Origin of the sequence: Sphingomonas profundi (assembly GCF_009739515.1) — a bacterium.
In the GTDB taxonomy this organism is placed as follows: Bacteria; Pseudomonadota; Alphaproteobacteria; order Sphingomonadales; family Sphingomonadaceae; genus Alterirhizorhabdus; species Alterirhizorhabdus profundi.
Genome location: NZ_CP046535.1, coordinates 4,230,568 through 4,244,941, shown reverse-complemented (window position 1 = coordinate 4,244,941; position 14,374 = coordinate 4,230,568). Strand labels below are relative to the sequence as shown.

The following is a 14,374-nucleotide window of genomic DNA, read 5'->3' as shown; positions in this document are numbered from 1 at the left end:
CGCGCCAAGCCGGTCGTGCTGAAAGTCGTCAAATAGTCGCAGATGGCGACTTCATTGAATGGGCGTCGGGTCAAGCGATCCGACGCCCTTCTTTTTAGGATCAGCGGGATGTTGTCAGAATTCGTGTCGTTTAGCGGCCTTAACAGTTCGATCGTCGGACCGGAGCCTGCAAAACTCGTCGCCCTCACGCGCGAGGCGATTGATCTAGCCGCGACCGAACTTCGGCCGCACGAGTCGCTCGACGACATCGTTGGCGCCGGGCAGCAGGCGGTGTATGCGGAGGCCGAAAACAAGAGTCGGCGCAACCTGCTGACGATTGCCCGCGCCGCTCAAGCCCACCGTAAGCTCACGCCGCCTCAACCAAGTGACGCGGACTTCGCCACAGTCCTGACGCGACAGCCGTGGCTCGGCAACGTCGATCATCACGCCAGTGCCCTGCAACGCTTGTTCGTGCCGCCAGCGGGTGTGCCAGCCGAGGACCATCACGCCCGTATCGCCGCGGCCATCGAGCTGCTGGCCACGGCGCCGCTCGCACTTGAGCCAGGCGAAGCGGGCGGACGGCCCACCGGCTGGGGGCCAGCCCGTATCGCCGTGCGCGCCAGCTACTTCTATCGGTGGGCGCACGGGTTGCCGCTGTCGGTCGGCTGGGACTACCCTTCAGCGCGGCGCCAGCGGCGCGATCCCGACAACGACACTGTGCTTGCGCCAACCACCGACGCCGCCCGGCTGGCCTGCGCCATCGTCGTGGCGCTTGGCATCAACGCGGACATGAACGCCGTGAAGCATCACCTTCAGCACTATGTCGACGAGCTTCGCGACGGCGGCCGCAAGCCGAGTTTGAGTGATTTCGTCGCACCGTGGGATCTTCCCTGTTCGAAAGGACAGCTGCCGCGCTGGCTACGCAAACCCTCAGGGTCTCAATAACTTAGGCTCCTGGCTGTATGGTCCAGCGAGCATTTGGGCGCCATGTTGCTTGCGGCGGCCACATAGGGCCGCCCAGCCACAGGAGGCACCATGAACCCCCACCATCCCCCGGCCTATGATCCGCTCATCGGGATGACCGCGGCCACCCAGATCAGCAGCCTGAGCCGCAGCAGCATCCACCGGCTGGTCAAGGCCGGCCGCTTCCCGGCGCCCGTGCAGATTACCGCCAACCGGATCGCCTTCCGCGAGTCGGAAGTGCTCGCCTGGGCGGCGGAGCCGATGGCCTACGGCGCCGAGGCCGACTTCTAGGCCGCCGGCTCCCATCGATCCGCGAGCGCGGTCACGACGGCGACGGAACCAAGCAAGGCGCCGCCGTCATGACCGTAGCTCCGCCCGGCGCCCCCTTGGGCGCGACATTCTACGCGTGGGTTGCGCCCGCGCGAGCGAGCCTTGCTATGACCGAAGACGCCCCCGCCGGCAGCGACGCCCCCCGCCAGAAGAGCGCGATCGCGCGCGATCATCTCGCCCGGATCGGCCGCGCCGACGGCACCATCATGTTCCGCGCGATCACGGACGATCCGGAGCGGAAGAACGCGCCGGGCTTCCGGCCGGTGCAGCTGGACGGCACGTTCGATCAGCACGCGCAGGCGCTGCGCCGCCTGAACGACGCCGGCTACGGCATCTTCTATCAGGCGAACCTCGCCGACGGCCTCGGCTTCAAGGCCGGCAACATCGTCGGCGCGACGACCTTCTTCGCCGACTTTGACGGCACCCCGCTCGGCAATGTCGATCGACCGGGGCTGGCGCCCCACGTCACGGTGGAAACCTCACCCGGTAAGCGGCACTTCTACTGGCGGGTGAGCGGCATCCCGATGGACGCCTGGACGGCAGTCCAGAAGCGGCTGATCGCGCTGTTCGGATCGGACAAGTCCATCCACGACACACCGCGAATCATGCGGCTGCCGGGCTTTCTGCACATGAAGCAGCCGGAGGCGCCGCACCTCGCGACGATCGTCGCCACCAGCGACGCGCCGGCCTACGAATATGACGCCTTCGTCGCCGCGCTGACGGCGGCCGAGGCGGCGAGCGGCATCGTCGCGGAGGCGCCGCGCAAGCCGCTGCCGACGACGATCGCGCCGCCGGCCGACCGCGACGTCGCGCGCGAGCTGGCCGTTGCCGAGTCGGCGCTGCGCCACAGCATCACCGCGGGCACCCTCGATCTGGCCGAGCGGTCGGAGTGGATCAAGGTCGGCATCGCGCTGAAGGCCAGCTGCGGCGAGGATGGATTTCCGCTGTGGGTTCAGCTCTCCAGCGAGGCCGACGGCTTCGACGGTGAGGATTCCTGTCGGAAACAGTGGAACACGTTCAAGAACGATCGGCCGGCCGACAAGCAGCTGACGATCGCCACGTTCATCCAGAACGCGAAGTACAGCGGCTGGAAGCATCCGGGCGGCGGCGGTGGTCGCGGCGGCGATGGCGATGGCGATGGCGATGGCGATGGCGGTGGCGGCGGCGGCGCAGATAGTGGCGGCGGAAGAGGCGGTGCCCGCGGCAAGACCGACGCGGCCGTGACCGTTCTCGATCAGGCCGAGGATGCCGGCGACGACTTCTGGGTCGACACGGTCGGCCGAGCCTTCGTCACGTTCAGCCTGGAACAGCGCGTGGCGGCAGTCGGCGGATCAGCGAGCGGGTGAACAGCGAGCTGTATCGCGGCGAGATAGCCGAGCGCTTCCTGGCCGAGACCGGCAAGAGGGTGCTGTCGCGAGAGCAAGCCAACATCGCCGTCGAGCTGATGGAGCATCGTGCCCGCACCCGCGGCGAGGTGCGCGAAGCCGCGGTGCGCGTGGCCGGGCACGAAGGTGTTGTCTACGTCGATCTGTCGCGCTCTGACGGCAAGGTCGTGCGTATCGATCGCACCGGCTACACGGTGATCGATCAGTCGCCCGTTGCCTTTGTTCGCGGCCGGGGTGGTGAGCTGCCGTTGCCGGCAGAGGGCGGCACGTACGCTGATTTCGAACGTCACCTCAACCTGTCGCCCAAGGATCGCCTGCAGACCGTCGGCTTCGCCATCGCCATGTTCAATCCGGCCGGACCCTACCCGATCCTGCTGGGGGAGGGGCCGCACGGCACCGCCAAGACCAGCCTGCTCGACAAGCTGATGGCGCTGGGCGATCCACCGGGCGATCCGCTGGACACCCACATGGCGCAGCCGCGCAGCGAGCGCGACCTTCAGATCGAGGCGGCTGGCGTGCGGGTTGTCGGCCTGGACAACATGTCGGCGATTACAGGCGAGCAGGCCGACTGGTGGTGCCGGCTGGCGACCGGCGGCAGCACCAGCGTCCGCAAAAATTACAGCGACGACGCGCAAATCCGCCACCGGGCGATCCGGCCGACGATCATTACCTGCATCGGCACGCCGAGCGGCAAGGGCGACTTCCTCAGCCGCTGCGTGCGGGTCACCACCCTGCCGATCCCGAACCCGCTGCCGGACGAGATGGTGCGCGCCGCGTTCGAGGCTGACCGGCCGCGGATGCTGGGCTTCTTGTTCCGGTGCGTTTCGGCGGCGTTGCGCAACAAGCCCGCGCTGGAGGCGGCGGTCGCTGCCGGCGATTTACGCCTGCCGCGGATGGCGGGCTTTGCCATGTTCGTGGAGGGCGCGGCCGAGTTGCTTGGCCTGGTCCCCGGTAAGTTCTCCACCATTTTGCGGGATGGCCAGTCCACGATGCAGGCGGAAGCAGCGCTCGGCAACCCCCTCGGCATGGCGATCATGCGCTATTTCTCGGACGACGGATCGCGCGGCGGCTTGGCGGGCGCGGTGTTCGGCGGCGACGATAAGCGCAACACACTGGAGGGCGCGGCCACCGAAATGCTGTTGGCGCTGCGCGGCTACGATAACGAAGGCCGCGACTGGCCGGCGACCAACATGCTCAAGGATCGGCTTCGTCGCATCGGGCCTGGGCTGGCAGACCTCGGTGTCGAATGGAAGTTCGTGGGGCGCACCGGCCACATCAACAAGTCTAGCTATGTGCTGACTCGCACCGCGGCGTTCGTGCCGATCGGGGAGGCGCGGCGGGGCTAGGCCAAAGGGAACGGCGATCGACGGCGGGGCGGCCGTGTCGGCTGTTGGCTGGCATTTGCGGCAGCTGCGGCAGCTGCGGCAGCCCGATCGACAACTCCCGACAATTACGCTGACCGCGGCCGTCGGCAGCGGCAGGGGGCTGACCTTCTAATCTTCCTCTGGAAAAGGGGAGCAGCTGCCGCAGCTGCCGCAGCTCCCCAAAATCGGCCACTTTTTGGAAGGCGCAGCTGCCGCAGTGGTGCCGCAAGCTGCCGCCTTTTGCCGGGATCGATGCGGATATCGCCGGATTTAGATAGTGACGCTGAACCCGAAGAAGATTTTCTCGATCCGAGGCCGTCCTTTTCCTCCGAACCACGATGACGTGCGGGGCTGATCGCCGTGTTCCCCGCGCATGCGCCCGCTAAACTCCACCATAGGCGGCTGCCGCACCGCCGACCTGGCTACTGCGCTGCTGCTCCACCGCGACGGTCACCGCGTTCCCCTGTTCGAACGGTTCGTCGAGCCGCTACCCGTCCGCTGAACCGTGCTATCCGTGTCGCTCGTGCGCCGACTGCCGTCACGGTCGCGCAAGTCACCGTGACCGGCCCCACCGGCAAGTCCAAACCGCGCGGCTTGCCCGCGCTACCAGCGTCGCTATCCCTGTCCGAATGACGTTTGATCTGGACATCGGCAGCGCGACCGTATCGCGCCTGCTAGCCGCCATCGCCTCCGACCAGCCCGCGCCCGGCGCTGGCGCCGCCGGTGCCGTGGCCCTCGCTCTCGGCCTGGCGTGCGCCCGCAAGGCCGTGCGCATAAGCGGCCGGCACCACCCCACCAGCGCCCTGCTGCCGGCTGTCGACGACCGTCTCGCGGCCCTGACCGACGAGGCCATGGAGCGCGGCCAGCAGGATGCGCGGCGCTTCACTGCGCTGGTGAAAGCCATGCAGCTGCCCGATGTCGACGCCGGCCAGACAGCCGCGCGCGACACGACGATGGCCGACGCGGAGGCGGCGGTGCGATCGAACACTGTACGATGATCCCGCTGGCGCGACGGGCTTGATCGGCCTGCCGGGGGCCGCCAGCCCAGCTTATCGGCGCTGCCACGGCAATATCAGCCACGACCTCCGTTCCGGACCAACTCGTGCGTCGGTGCGTTCAGCGCCACAACAGGCGCAATTCCGCGCCCCGATGGAGCTGACATGTCCGAGACCACACCAACCCCGACGAGCAACCGCAAGACCGGCCTTACGGACGCGTTCCGCGATCACTTCTCCGGCAACGCGCCGCTCACGGAGAAGGCGACGAACTTCGCCAAGGCCCGGCCGTGGACCAGCGCCGCCTTTGCCGGCATCGCGGCGATGGCGGTGCTGAACACGCTGCGCGGGCGTCGCTGACGACCAGTCCAGGCATGTTGGCGTATCGTTCGGCCCCTACCGATGCGGTCCGCTGACGCGTGAGAAACTGTAATTCGATCGCGATTATGAGCAGGCCGGGGCCTCGCTGAACACGTCGAACGTTCGTAGCCTCAGGCGCAAGTGCTTGTCGGGAAGGCGTGATGTATGAACCGTCATGAGCGTCGGGCCGCTGCGAGCAGGGTCAAGACGCCACCGGCGTCACGCACATGCGCCTGCTGCGCGCCGCTGATGCCCCACGCGGTCGACCACGAGATCGTCAAGTTCGGTCCCGACGCTTCCGTGTCTCCATCGGATCGCATGATTAGCACGGCAGCCGCCGTATGAGGCGTTGCGTCCTCGAACCACAGCGCTAGCCGCATGCCGCAATATCTGCAGGCTGGCCTATGGGGCCTCCTCGGCGGCTCGGCCCTGTTGCTTGGCGCTGCCACCGCCTTCCTGTTTCGCCTACCTCAGCGGCTTGTCGCGGCCGTCATGGCGGTGGGCGCCGGTGTGTTGATATCGGCGGTCGCGTTCGATCTGATGGACGCGGCGTATAAGCGCGGCGGGTTCGACTCCACCGCGCTCGGCTTCCTCGCCGGCGCCGCCGCGTATACCGTCGCCAACATTCTTATTTCCCGTCGGGGCGCCAAGCACCGCAAGCGCTCGGGCGCGAACCCATCCGCAGCGCTGCCGCCGGCGGCGGAGGGCGCCGGTCTGGCGGTCGCTGTGGGCGCGCTGCTGGACGGTATCCCTGAGTCAGTCGTGATCGGCGTTAGCCTGCTTGAGGGCGCCGGCGTGAGCCTGGTGACCGTGGCCGCCGTGTTCCTGTCGAATGTGCCCGAGGGCTTATCGAGCGCCTCGGGCATGAAGGCCGCGGGCCACAAGCCGGCCTATATATTCGGAGTATGGGGCGCGATCGCGTTCGCCTCCGGGCTGGCTGCCGCGTTTGGCAATCTGGCCTAGCTAGCGCCAGCCCGGACATCGTCGCCGCGACCACCGCCGTGGCGGCCGGCGCGATCCTGGCGATGCTGGTGGACACCATGATCCCGGAGGCGGCTGAGTCCTCGCACGAATATGGTGGGCTGATCACGGTCGTGGGCTTCCTTCTGGCCTTCATCCTGACAAAGCTCGGTGGGTGAGCGACGATCCTCGCTCGCGACAGCAGCCGCGGGGATCACCGGTGGGCCGCCGAACTGAGCCTGACCCCAGGCGTTATCCCTTCCGATGCTCGGGAGAAGCGGTACGTCGGTTGCCGCGAAGAGGACGTTGGAGATGGCGGCCGTGTTCATATCGGCGACGGGTTGCTCGGCATCGTCCAGCCAAGGCGGCACGTTGACCATTGGCGCTCGGAGGTGCCCGCCGCCGACGTCCTCGTACGGCCCCTCGCGGGCAGGCCAAGCCGGCAGCGCGCATATGGGATATTGCAGCTGGCCGCCGGGCTGGCGCTGGCTGCGACGCTCGTCAGACAGCACACGCGACGGGCTGACGAGAGCCATGCGCGGTGGCGCGGCGAGCCTGACCGACCAATGGGTCGCTCCACTACTGCGGCCGACCCTCTCCCGTAGACAACTCGTCCAGCTTGATCGCGATCTCGGTCCATCGCCTCACACCCGCCATGTCGCCGCCCTGCGCCAGCGCCGTCACCCGCTCGGACACGTGCGTCAGCGCGCTTTGGCCATAGACGCGCAGCACCGCCAGCGCCTCGGCCCACCGTTCCTGTTCGGGGCGTCAGACGCCCGCCACCTTACCCGCCCGCGTGGGGAACACCGGCCCGCGCACCGCCATGCGCGCCGCCGGGTACGGCCGCTGCAACGCCACCGCCTCGTCGTACCTGCCACGCAGCCAGGTATCCCAATTAGCCACCTCCAGCACCGCGATCATCGCCGTGGGGTGCACCGGCGCCACCAGCTCGTTGGGGTTGCACGTCACCATCGCCCAGCACAGCCTGCCCGCCATCTGCTGGCACAGGCCCGCCACGGCGAACACCGGCTGGTCCGTCACGCTGAACCACATCTCGCCCTTGATGGGCTTGCCGCCGCCCACGTCGTGCGCCTCCGGCGTCCACTCGGCAAACTCGGTCAGCGGCACCAGGCAGCGGTTTGCGGGGCTCTCGGCAAGGCGCCGCCACTGCGGCAGGCCGAGCTGGCGCACGTTCGTCATCGGCCACTTGGCCTGCCCGCCCAGCACCTTCCACGCGCCCAGATCTCGCTGTCGGGCAGCGCGCCGCCGGTCAGCGCCATCATGTGGTCTGGCCGCACGACGCCGCCGCCGGCGAACGGATCGACGAGCACCACCGCGGTGTCCGCGCCGACGCGGACCAGCGTATGCCCCGGCGTGTTCAGCGCGTCCGCTGCCCAGCCCACCCGTCGCGCCGCCGCGACGTAGAGAATAGACAGGCTCCCCGACAACCGGCGCCTGCGGTCGATTACGGGGACCATGTCGGCGTTGTCGGGATCGTCGTAGGTGTCGCGGTCGCCGGCGAAATTGAACCCATTGCCGATCAAGCACGCGAGGATCTTCGCCCGCGCAGCGCTCGGCTCGGCCGCGCCGCCAGCATCTGCCAGGTGCTGCTTCATTGCTGTCAGGATCTCGGTGAAGACGCCAAGATCCATTTCTGGAGGATCGAGCGCGATGGCGTTTGAGGCATTCCGGTGCATCCGCATTGGCGCGGCTAAGAAGAAGTTTCAATTACCTGCCAACCTAGATCCGCGACAAAACAGAAGGTCAGAGCGGCGATCTGGTGCAATAGGATTGAAAGCCGCTTTAGAAAAGGTTCAGCGAAAGCGGTATGCGCAAAGTCGTACGTAGGTCGGTCGCATCGTCGGTAGCTCCCACCTCGACATTCCAGTTAATCGTCGTTTTCAAGCTGGTGCGATAGCTCACGCCGAACAGGAAGCGACCGAGTTGGAGGTCGCGCGTCTTTGTGCGCTGCAGTTCGCCCAGCTCGCCGGTCTGCGCGTCGGACAGCCGCAGCCGGGTCCGCGTGCCGAAAGCCCATGTGTGCGCATAGCCGAAGCTTAGAGACGTTCGCGGATTGAGTGAAAGCGCGATGCCGAGGCTTGCCGCCGGTTCATTGCCCGGCTTCACATATTCGATGAAGGCCGGGCCGATCGTCCGGTTGATGCTGCGGCCGAAGTTGATCGTGTAGCCGAGCGTGCCGAACAGCACCGCCGGATCGGTGGGCAGAATCGCGGTGAGCGAGGGCGACACGCCCCAGAAGCCGGCGCCCGTCGCCGCCTCGGTCGCGTTGCCGAGCGCGTCGCGGTTCACAGCGAATGGGTTCGTGCCCGTCGGCGCGATGCCCTGCACGCCGGCGATCAGATAGGGGCGGCCGCCGGTGCCGTTGGTGAACTGGTAGCGCACGCCGAAATCGACGTCGCCAAGCCCGCCGTCGCTGACCGGCTTGTCGATCTGACCGGCGTTGGGCATGGCCGGATCGGACACGGGTGCCAGCACCGAACGATCAGAGCGGTAGACGTAGGGCACGCGGGCGTTCACCTCCAGCCGGTTGGTCACGCCGAGCCGGGCGACGCCGGCCATCGTCAGCACGTCCTGCCGGCTCTCGTTGATGTCGAACACGCCGATCAGCACCGACTGCGGGATCTCGATGCCGCGAAACACGACGCGGTTGCGATCGGCGCGGGCATATTCCAGGTCGCCCTCAAGGGTCAGCCGGCCCGCGCGGGTGATGACCCCACCCTGTTCCGCCAGCACCGCGACCTGCACCTGCCGCTGGTCGGTGGGTGCCTGACCTACCGGCTGGATCGCAGCGGAGCGCGCTCGCGACGGAGCGCCGGCCTCCGCCGATCCGGGGGCCGGGGCCGGGGGTGAGGGCGGCAGCGGCACTCCGCCGGGCGTGACGGCCGCGCTCTGCGTCTCGGGGCCGCTGCCCAGCTTCGCGACCATCGTCCGCTCCAGCTCTTCGAGACGCGTGCGCTGCGCGTCGAGCGCCCGCTGCTGCTCGTCGAGGCGGGTGCGCTCGCGGGCGATCTGGTCGCGCAGGTCGGCAAGCTCCTGCGGCGCCGGCGCGGCGGATGGGGCCGCCGCCGCCAGCGCGGCCGTCAGAATCAGTAATCCGGCCACAGGCTCTCTTCCTTCATCGTCCCCGCACCAGCTGAAGGGCCAGCGCCTCGTTGGCGAACAGGCTTGCCGCGAGCAGCGGCGCGACGTTGCCGAGATCCACGTTGACCGACGCGATCGTATCGAGATCGCGGTTGTTCGCGGTATTCGCGACGACCGCGCCGGTTGCCTGCCCGATCAGATGGCGCACTTGGAGATCGCCGGTATCGAGCGTAATCACGGTGCCCGCGTCCGTACTCGTCTGGCGGAACGTGCCGGGGCCGGTCGTCACCGGCGCGCCATCGGCGGTCACGGGCACCAGGGTCTGCCCCTCGGCCGTAACCCACGTGCTCTGCGGCCCGTCGACAAGGTTGACGATCGCGGCGCCGGCCTGCGGGGTCACGGAAACGGTCGTGCCGCTCGGTGAGCGGGCGGTGACGATCACGGGCACGCCGGACGAGGCGGGCGTGGTCACCACGGCGGTGCCTGGCGCGAGACGGTCGCCATCGCGGCCATCGGTGAACACGCGCGTGCCGGTGATCGGTCCGTCACTGGAAAAGATGGTGTGCAGCACCAGCACGCCATCGATCCGTGTTTGGATGTCGATGCCGATCGCGACGTCGAAGCCGTTCGGCAGCATCAGGCCGCCACGCATGACGGCGAGCTCCGGATCGGCGACGCGCGGGCCGGAGAACGGAGCCGCCGCGGGCGCAAGCACGACGATATCTCCGGCGGTAAGTGGCGCGGCGACCGCCGTGCCCGCCCACAGGCCCAGAAGCGCGGCACATTGCGATGCTGTCCGGACGACCATCGGCGTCTCCTAGAATTCGCCGGGCAGCGGCCGGGTGAGGGCAAGCTCGGCAAGGCTTACCGCCTGCGCCTCCGGGTAGAAGCGGCCGGCGGGGACGAGCGCGAGATCGGACGGCTGGTTGAAATGTCGCTGTGCCGTTTCGATGCGGCCATTCAGCGCGAAGAACACGCCGTTCCACTGCTTCAGAAATGTCCGCTCATTCTCGCGCCGCAGCCCGAGCGAGGGATCGCCAAGGATGAGCATGTCGTCCTGCACGCCCTTCACGACGACGAAATGCTTATAGCCGTTGAAATCGATGAGGGCGATGCCGGGCGTGCGCGCACGCATGACGTCCGCCAGCGAGACGCGGTAGCCGTCGGCGGCGATCCCGCGGCGCTCCAAGTATCGCTTCATGTCCAGCAGCGAGAAGCCGAGGCGGCGGATCTGCTCGCGATCGCCGTCGCGGAACATGCCGAGGAACACGGACTGTTCGGACTGCGGATCGTCATAGTGGTAGCGCAGCAGCGTGGCCAGCGCGGCCGAGCCGCAGCTGAAATCATATTGCTGGCGGACGACCGTGGCGAACTTGCGCCCGATCATGCTCGTCACGGGCACCGCGAATTCCAGCGCGCCGCCGAAGTTCACGCGGTTCACGCCTTCCGGAATCGGCGCGGTGCTGCATGCCGACAGCAGCAAGGCGCCGAAGAGCGACGCCTTTCGCCGGATGGACCTCGCCCGCTTCATGCCGTCACGGTCGGATCGCGACGTTGACGTTTAGCGAGGCATTGATCGAGACGTTGTTGCCGGTGTTGGCGCTCAGCACCGAAAGGCCGTGCAGGTCCGCGAAGGAGGATCCGTCGAACCTGATCGTGCCCGTCACGCTCGATCCACTCACGCTGTTGTGCGAGACCTCGCTCGTGTTGCGCGCATCGACCACCATGTTGAGGTCGGTCTTGCCGGCAATCGCGCCCAGTTCGTCATTGCTCACGGAGGTGGCGGCGAAAGGCGTGGCACCGTCATCGGCGGCTTGAGCCGTCGCAGGTATGGCGAGGCCGGCGGCGGCGGCGAAGATGAGGCGGAGGGCTGGGGTCATGTCGCGTCCGTGAGCCGGAGGAGTGGGATGGCAGAGCGCGGCGGCCGGGGAGCCCGGCCGCCGCGTCCGTTCGCATCACCGCAGGTTGATGTCCCGCGTGGACACGCTCACGCTGATCGACGAGTTCTGCGATGCAGCCACACCGGTGTTCATGTTGAGCGACTGCATGCCGGCGAAGTTCTGGAACGCTCCGTCGCCTGTGGTCAGGCTGTTGTTGACGGTGCCGGCGCTGCTGCTTGGCGGAGTGAAGTTCACCTTCACGCCCGTGACATAGCTGGCAAGATTCGCCGAGGCGACGATCGCGCTCGCGCCGAACTGGTTGCTCGTCGTTGCGGCCCCGGTGCCCGCGCGGGTGTCGCTCGTCTGCGACGTGGAGGAGTCCGCGAAGCTGGCGTCACCACCGCCGTTGGCGACCGATCCGCGCCCGTCGTTGCTCGCGCTGCTGCTGTTCGAGCTGGACTGGTTGCGATTGTCGCTGGCGGTGCCGCCGTTGTTCGCAGCGACCTGTGCGCCGGAAGCACCGCTGCTATCATTGCTGTTCGTCGAGCGGTTAGAGTTGTCGGCCGTCGAGCGGTTAGAGTTGTCGTTAGTCGAACGGTTTGAATTGTCGGCCGTCGAACGGTTCGAGTTGTCGTTCGCCGAGCGATTGGAATTGTCTACGGTCGAGCGGTTCGAGTTGTCCGCGGTCGAGCGGTTCGAATTGTCCGTTGTCGATCGGTTGGACATGTCGCGGTTGTCGCTGGCAGTGCCCCCGTTATTGGCCGCGATCTGCGCACCCGATGCCGAACTGCCGTCCGCCCGGTTGGTGGAGTGGTTGGAGTTATCGGTTGTCGAACGATCCGAGTCGTCGGTCGTCGATCGGTCGGACATGTCGCGATTGTCGGACGCCGTACCTCCGTTGTTGGCCGCAACCTGCGCCCCGGATGCCGAGCTGCTGTCAGAGTGCGACGACATGTTGCGGCTGTCACTGGCGTTTCCGCCATTGTTTGCGGCGACCTGCGCTCCGCCGGCGCCACTGCGATCGGAGTTGTCGGTGGTCGATCGGTTCGAATTGTCCGTCGTCGAGCGGTCGGCGTTGTCGGCGTAGTGGCTGGTCGTCGAGCGATCGGAATTGTCCGTGTTCGTCACCTTCGTCGAGTGATCCGAATCGTCCGCATAGTGACTCGTTGTAGTGGTCGAACGATCGGAATTATCGTCGGTTCGGGTCGAGTGATCGGAATTGTCCGTGTAGCGGTTGGTCGTCGCGGTCGAACGATCGGAATTGTCCGTGCTGGTTGCTTTTGTCGAACGATCCGAGTTGTCGGTCGTGGATCGATCGGAGCTGTCCGCGTAGTTGTTCGTCGTCGAACGATTCGAATTGTCGGTCGTCGAGCGGTCCGCATTGTCGGAATAATGATTCGTCGTCGAACGATCGGAATTGTCGGTCGTGGACATGTCGCGGCTGTCGCTGGCGTTCCCGCCATTGTTCGCCGCCACCTGCGCGCCCGATGCGCCGCTGGAGTCCGAGTGCGTCGCCACGTGCGACGAGTTGTCCGAGCTGTCGTTCACGACGCTCGAATTGTCCGAGTAGTCGTTGTTGAGGTTGGATTGGTGAGCAGTTTGCGACGAGTCCGAGTAAGTGGAACTGTCGTTGTACGAGCCGTTCGCCGCGTCGCCACTGGCGACCGCACCGTTGCCGCTGATCGAACGATCGGGCGTTGCGGTCTGAGCGAAAGCGGGCATCGCCACCATCATCGCGGCGGCGGATGCCGATGCAGTCAACATGATTCGCGCGTTCATTGAGGCCATCCTGTTCTGCCGGTGCGACGGGTGCCGCGCCGTGGGTCGATCCAGATCCGCGGGGGCAGTCGATCCGGTGGAAGATCGATAGATTAACGAAGCATTTAGGAAGACCCTCGGCCGGCACTCGAACGCCCCTCCAATTGGAATAAATCCGCTCATCCAAATGGATGATCACGCCTGTAAAGAGGAAGTGATCGACCATCCTCTCAAACAGTAGTCGCGCAATCTTCAATTTCCGTGCAATTATGCGGGAAAACATGCGGGTTGGAAGACATGACGAGGCGTGCCAGTCCGGTCTGAGACGTGGCTCCTGACTTTCCAAATACTGATCTAAGATGTGTCCGCGCAGTCGAGATCTTGATGCGCATTGCATCTGCGGCAATGTCGAGCGTGTCACCAAGCAGAAGATGCTCGGCGATTAGCGCCTCTGACCGGGATAGCGCAAAGTGTCGCGCAAAGGCCCGTACGTGATCGCCGACATCCCTCGCCGGGTCCAGTAGCCATAGAACGTGGGCTATGCCGCCGGGTTCCCGGTCCATCGCGACAACCGTCACCGAAAGGGAGGGGCTTGCCGCATCCGCTCCGACGAGCAGAGTCACGCAAGGCGCCGTATGGCCGACCTTGATACCGCCGCTTACCGCCGTCTGCAGCGCCACTCCGTCGCGAAGGTTCGTCGCGTGCAGCAGATTGCCGTTACGACGCAAGCCGCGCCCGGCAGCGAGCAGGCGATCGGCGGCATCGTTCGTCCAACAGATGTTTCCGGCAGGATCGAGCATGACCATGCCCATCGCGCTGGTGCCGATCGCGGCCTCTGCCCTGGCGGCGCGCTCTTCCGCAGCTTCCATCCGCGTGGCCGCCGATAAGCACGCGAGCAGCACTGGCGCGATCGCCGCGATGGTCGAATTGTCGCGCCCATGATCCCGGCCACCACCCTGCCAACCCGATCCTATCAGCATGAATTCGGCTGAGCCGACTATACCAATCGGCCAGTGCCGTTCTTCCGCTGCTTCGGCATCGTATGTGCGATCGTCTCGGCTCTTGGCAGCGGAGGCCCTCTCCCACTCACTTTGCCTTCGCGATCGCTGCGCCAACTGCGAAACCTGAGCTTGCGCGAGAGCCGCTGCATCCTTCACCCGCTCGAGACGGAGCGACGATGCTCCGATCTGCACGCGGATAGCCTCAAGCAGCAGGATCAGCGGATCGTCTTCGGCCGCCTTCGCCGCCGGGCAGGCGCGTTTCGCCTCTGCCTGCATGATCTCTCTCCCTCACCTTCT

General features: G+C 66.7%; 16 protein-coding genes and 1 pseudogene. 7 read left to right on the top strand and 10 right to left on the bottom strand.

Annotation, left to right across the window (positions count from 1 at the left end; translation table 11 throughout):
* The first annotated feature begins 42 nt into the window (after positions 1–42).
* From GNT64_RS20145 to GNT64_RS20115, 7 genes are all read left to right on the top strand, one after another.
* Complete coding sequence (locus tag GNT64_RS20145) at positions 43–924, top strand: hypothetical protein (RefSeq protein ID WP_156681128.1); 882 nt, start codon at positions 43–45, stop codon at positions 922–924.
* A gap of 90 nt (positions 925–1,014) precedes the next feature.
* The gene (locus GNT64_RS20140) at positions 1,015–1,233 is read left to right on the top strand and encodes a helix-turn-helix transcriptional regulator (protein ID WP_197277150.1); all 219 of its coding nucleotides are present in this window, start codon (positions 1,015–1,017) and stop codon (positions 1,231–1,233) included.
* Positions 1,234–1,379: 146 nt separating this feature from the next.
* Positions 1,380–2,618, top strand: a complete 1,239-nt coding sequence (locus GNT64_RS20135; protein WP_197277149.1) for a PriCT-2 domain-containing protein — start codon at positions 1,380–1,382, stop codon at positions 2,616–2,618.
* The gene (locus GNT64_RS20130) at positions 2,615–4,003 is read left to right on the top strand and encodes a hypothetical protein (RefSeq protein ID WP_156681126.1); all 1,389 of its coding nucleotides are present in this window, start codon (positions 2,615–2,617) and stop codon (positions 4,001–4,003) included. Before GNT64_RS20135 ends, GNT64_RS20130 begins: the two co-directional genes overlap by 4 nt.
* A gap of 647 nt (positions 4,004–4,650) precedes the next feature.
* The gene (locus GNT64_RS20125; RefSeq protein ID WP_156681125.1) at positions 4,651–5,019 is read left to right on the top strand and encodes a cyclodeaminase/cyclohydrolase family protein; all 369 of its coding nucleotides are present in this window, start codon (positions 4,651–4,653) and stop codon (positions 5,017–5,019) included.
* 162 nt (positions 5,020–5,181) lie between these two features.
* Positions 5,182–5,376 carry a hypothetical protein gene (locus tag GNT64_RS20120; RefSeq protein ID WP_156681124.1) on the top strand — a complete coding sequence of 65 codons (195 nt, stop codon included), beginning with the start codon at positions 5,182–5,184 and terminating at the stop codon, positions 5,374–5,376.
* A gap of 378 nt (positions 5,377–5,754) precedes the next feature.
* The gene (locus GNT64_RS20115) at positions 5,755–6,339 is read left to right on the top strand and encodes a ZIP family metal transporter (RefSeq protein ID WP_197277148.1); all 585 of its coding nucleotides are present in this window, start codon (positions 5,755–5,757) and stop codon (positions 6,337–6,339) included.
* On the opposite strand, the gene GNT64_RS21705 is transcribed toward GNT64_RS20115, so the two are convergent.
* The 10 genes and pseudogenes from GNT64_RS21705 to GNT64_RS20075 form a co-directional block, all read right to left on the bottom strand.
* Entirely contained in the window at positions 6,336–6,872 is a 537-nt protein-coding gene (locus tag GNT64_RS21705) for a hypothetical protein (RefSeq protein ID WP_197277147.1), read from the bottom strand. The two genes, GNT64_RS20115 and GNT64_RS21705, sit on opposite strands and share 4 nt — an antisense overlap.
* A gap of 43 nt (positions 6,873–6,915) precedes the next feature.
* Positions 6,916–7,086: pseudogene (locus GNT64_RS21700) on the bottom strand (DUF6961 family protein); the annotation flags it as partial.
* A gap of 18 nt (positions 7,087–7,104) precedes the next feature.
* A complete protein-coding gene (locus GNT64_RS20110; protein WP_156681123.1) occupies positions 7,105–7,536 on the bottom strand; it encodes an SOS response-associated peptidase family protein in 432 nt (143 codons plus the stop codon).
* Entirely contained in the window at positions 7,533–7,988 is a 456-nt protein-coding gene (locus GNT64_RS20105; protein ID WP_197277145.1) for a transglutaminase family protein, read from the bottom strand. The genes GNT64_RS20110 and GNT64_RS20105 overlap by 4 nt, the downstream gene beginning before the upstream one ends.
* A 151-nt stretch (positions 7,989–8,139) precedes the next feature.
* Positions 8,140–9,459 (bottom strand): transporter, encoded by a 1,320-nt coding sequence (locus GNT64_RS22090; RefSeq protein ID WP_156681121.1) that lies wholly within the window; start codon positions 9,457–9,459, stop codon positions 8,140–8,142.
* Positions 9,460–9,472: 13 nt separating this feature from the next.
* On the bottom strand, positions 9,473–10,246 hold the full coding sequence (locus tag GNT64_RS20095; RefSeq protein WP_156681120.1) for a hypothetical protein: 774 nt from the start codon (positions 10,244–10,246) through the stop codon (positions 9,473–9,475).
* A gap of 9 nt (positions 10,247–10,255) precedes the next feature.
* On the bottom strand, positions 10,256–10,969 hold the full coding sequence (locus tag GNT64_RS20090) for a C39 family peptidase (protein ID WP_156681119.1): 714 nt from the start codon (positions 10,967–10,969) through the stop codon (positions 10,256–10,258).
* Between the two features lie 4 nt (positions 10,970–10,973).
* Positions 10,974–11,318 (bottom strand): hypothetical protein, encoded by a 345-nt coding sequence (locus GNT64_RS20085; protein ID WP_156681118.1) that lies wholly within the window; start codon positions 11,316–11,318, stop codon positions 10,974–10,976.
* A gap of 75 nt (positions 11,319–11,393) precedes the next feature.
* Positions 11,394–13,097 carry a beta strand repeat-containing protein gene (locus tag GNT64_RS22085; protein ID WP_231639116.1) on the bottom strand — a complete coding sequence of 568 codons (1,704 nt, stop codon included), beginning with the start codon at positions 13,095–13,097 and terminating at the stop codon, positions 11,394–11,396.
* A gap of 209 nt (positions 13,098–13,306) precedes the next feature.
* Complete coding sequence (locus tag GNT64_RS20075; RefSeq protein WP_156681117.1) at positions 13,307–14,353, bottom strand: helix-turn-helix transcriptional regulator; 1,047 nt, start codon at positions 14,351–14,353, stop codon at positions 13,307–13,309.
* Between the last annotated feature and the right edge of the window lie 21 nt (positions 14,354–14,374).

Coding starts and splice junctions, on each gene's coding strand:
- GNT64_RS20145 (WP_156681128.1), top strand. CDS start 43: ATGGCGACTTCATTGAATGGGCGTCGGGTCAAGCGATCCGACGCCCTT.
- GNT64_RS20140 (WP_197277150.1), top strand. CDS start 1,015: ATGAACCCCCACCATCCCCCGGCCTATGATCCGCTCATCGGGATGACC.
- GNT64_RS20135 (WP_197277149.1), top strand. CDS start 1,380: ATGACCGAAGACGCCCCCGCCGGCAGCGACGCCCCCCGCCAGAAGAGC.
- GNT64_RS20125 (WP_156681125.1), top strand. CDS start 4,651: ATGACGTTTGATCTGGACATCGGCAGCGCGACCGTATCGCGCCTGCTA.
- GNT64_RS20120 (WP_156681124.1), top strand. CDS start 5,182: ATGTCCGAGACCACACCAACCCCGACGAGCAACCGCAAGACCGGCCTT.
- GNT64_RS20115 (WP_197277148.1), top strand. CDS start 5,755: ATGCCGCAATATCTGCAGGCTGGCCTATGGGGCCTCCTCGGCGGCTCG.
- GNT64_RS21705 (WP_197277147.1), bottom strand. CDS start 6,872: ATGGCTCTCGTCAGCCCGTCGCGTGTGCTGTCTGACGAGCGTCGCAGC.
- GNT64_RS20110 (WP_156681123.1), bottom strand. CDS start 7,536: ATGACGAACGTGCGCCAGCTCGGCCTGCCGCAGTGGCGGCGCCTTGCC.
- GNT64_RS20105 (WP_197277145.1), bottom strand. CDS start 7,988: ATGGATCTTGGCGTCTTCACCGAGATCCTGACAGCAATGAAGCAGCAC.
- GNT64_RS20095 (WP_156681120.1), bottom strand. CDS start 10,246: ATGGTCGTCCGGACAGCATCGCAATGTGCCGCGCTTCTGGGCCTGTGG.
- GNT64_RS20090 (WP_156681119.1), bottom strand. CDS start 10,969: ATGAAGCGGGCGAGGTCCATCCGGCGAAAGGCGTCGCTCTTCGGCGCC.
- GNT64_RS20085 (WP_156681118.1), bottom strand. CDS start 11,318: ATGACCCCAGCCCTCCGCCTCATCTTCGCCGCCGCCGCCGGCCTCGCC.
- GNT64_RS22085 (WP_231639116.1), bottom strand. CDS start 13,097: ATGAACGCGCGAATCATGTTGACTGCATCGGCATCCGCCGCCGCGATG.
- GNT64_RS20075 (WP_156681117.1), bottom strand. CDS start 14,353: ATGCAGGCAGAGGCGAAACGCGCCTGCCCGGCGGCGAAGGCGGCCGAA.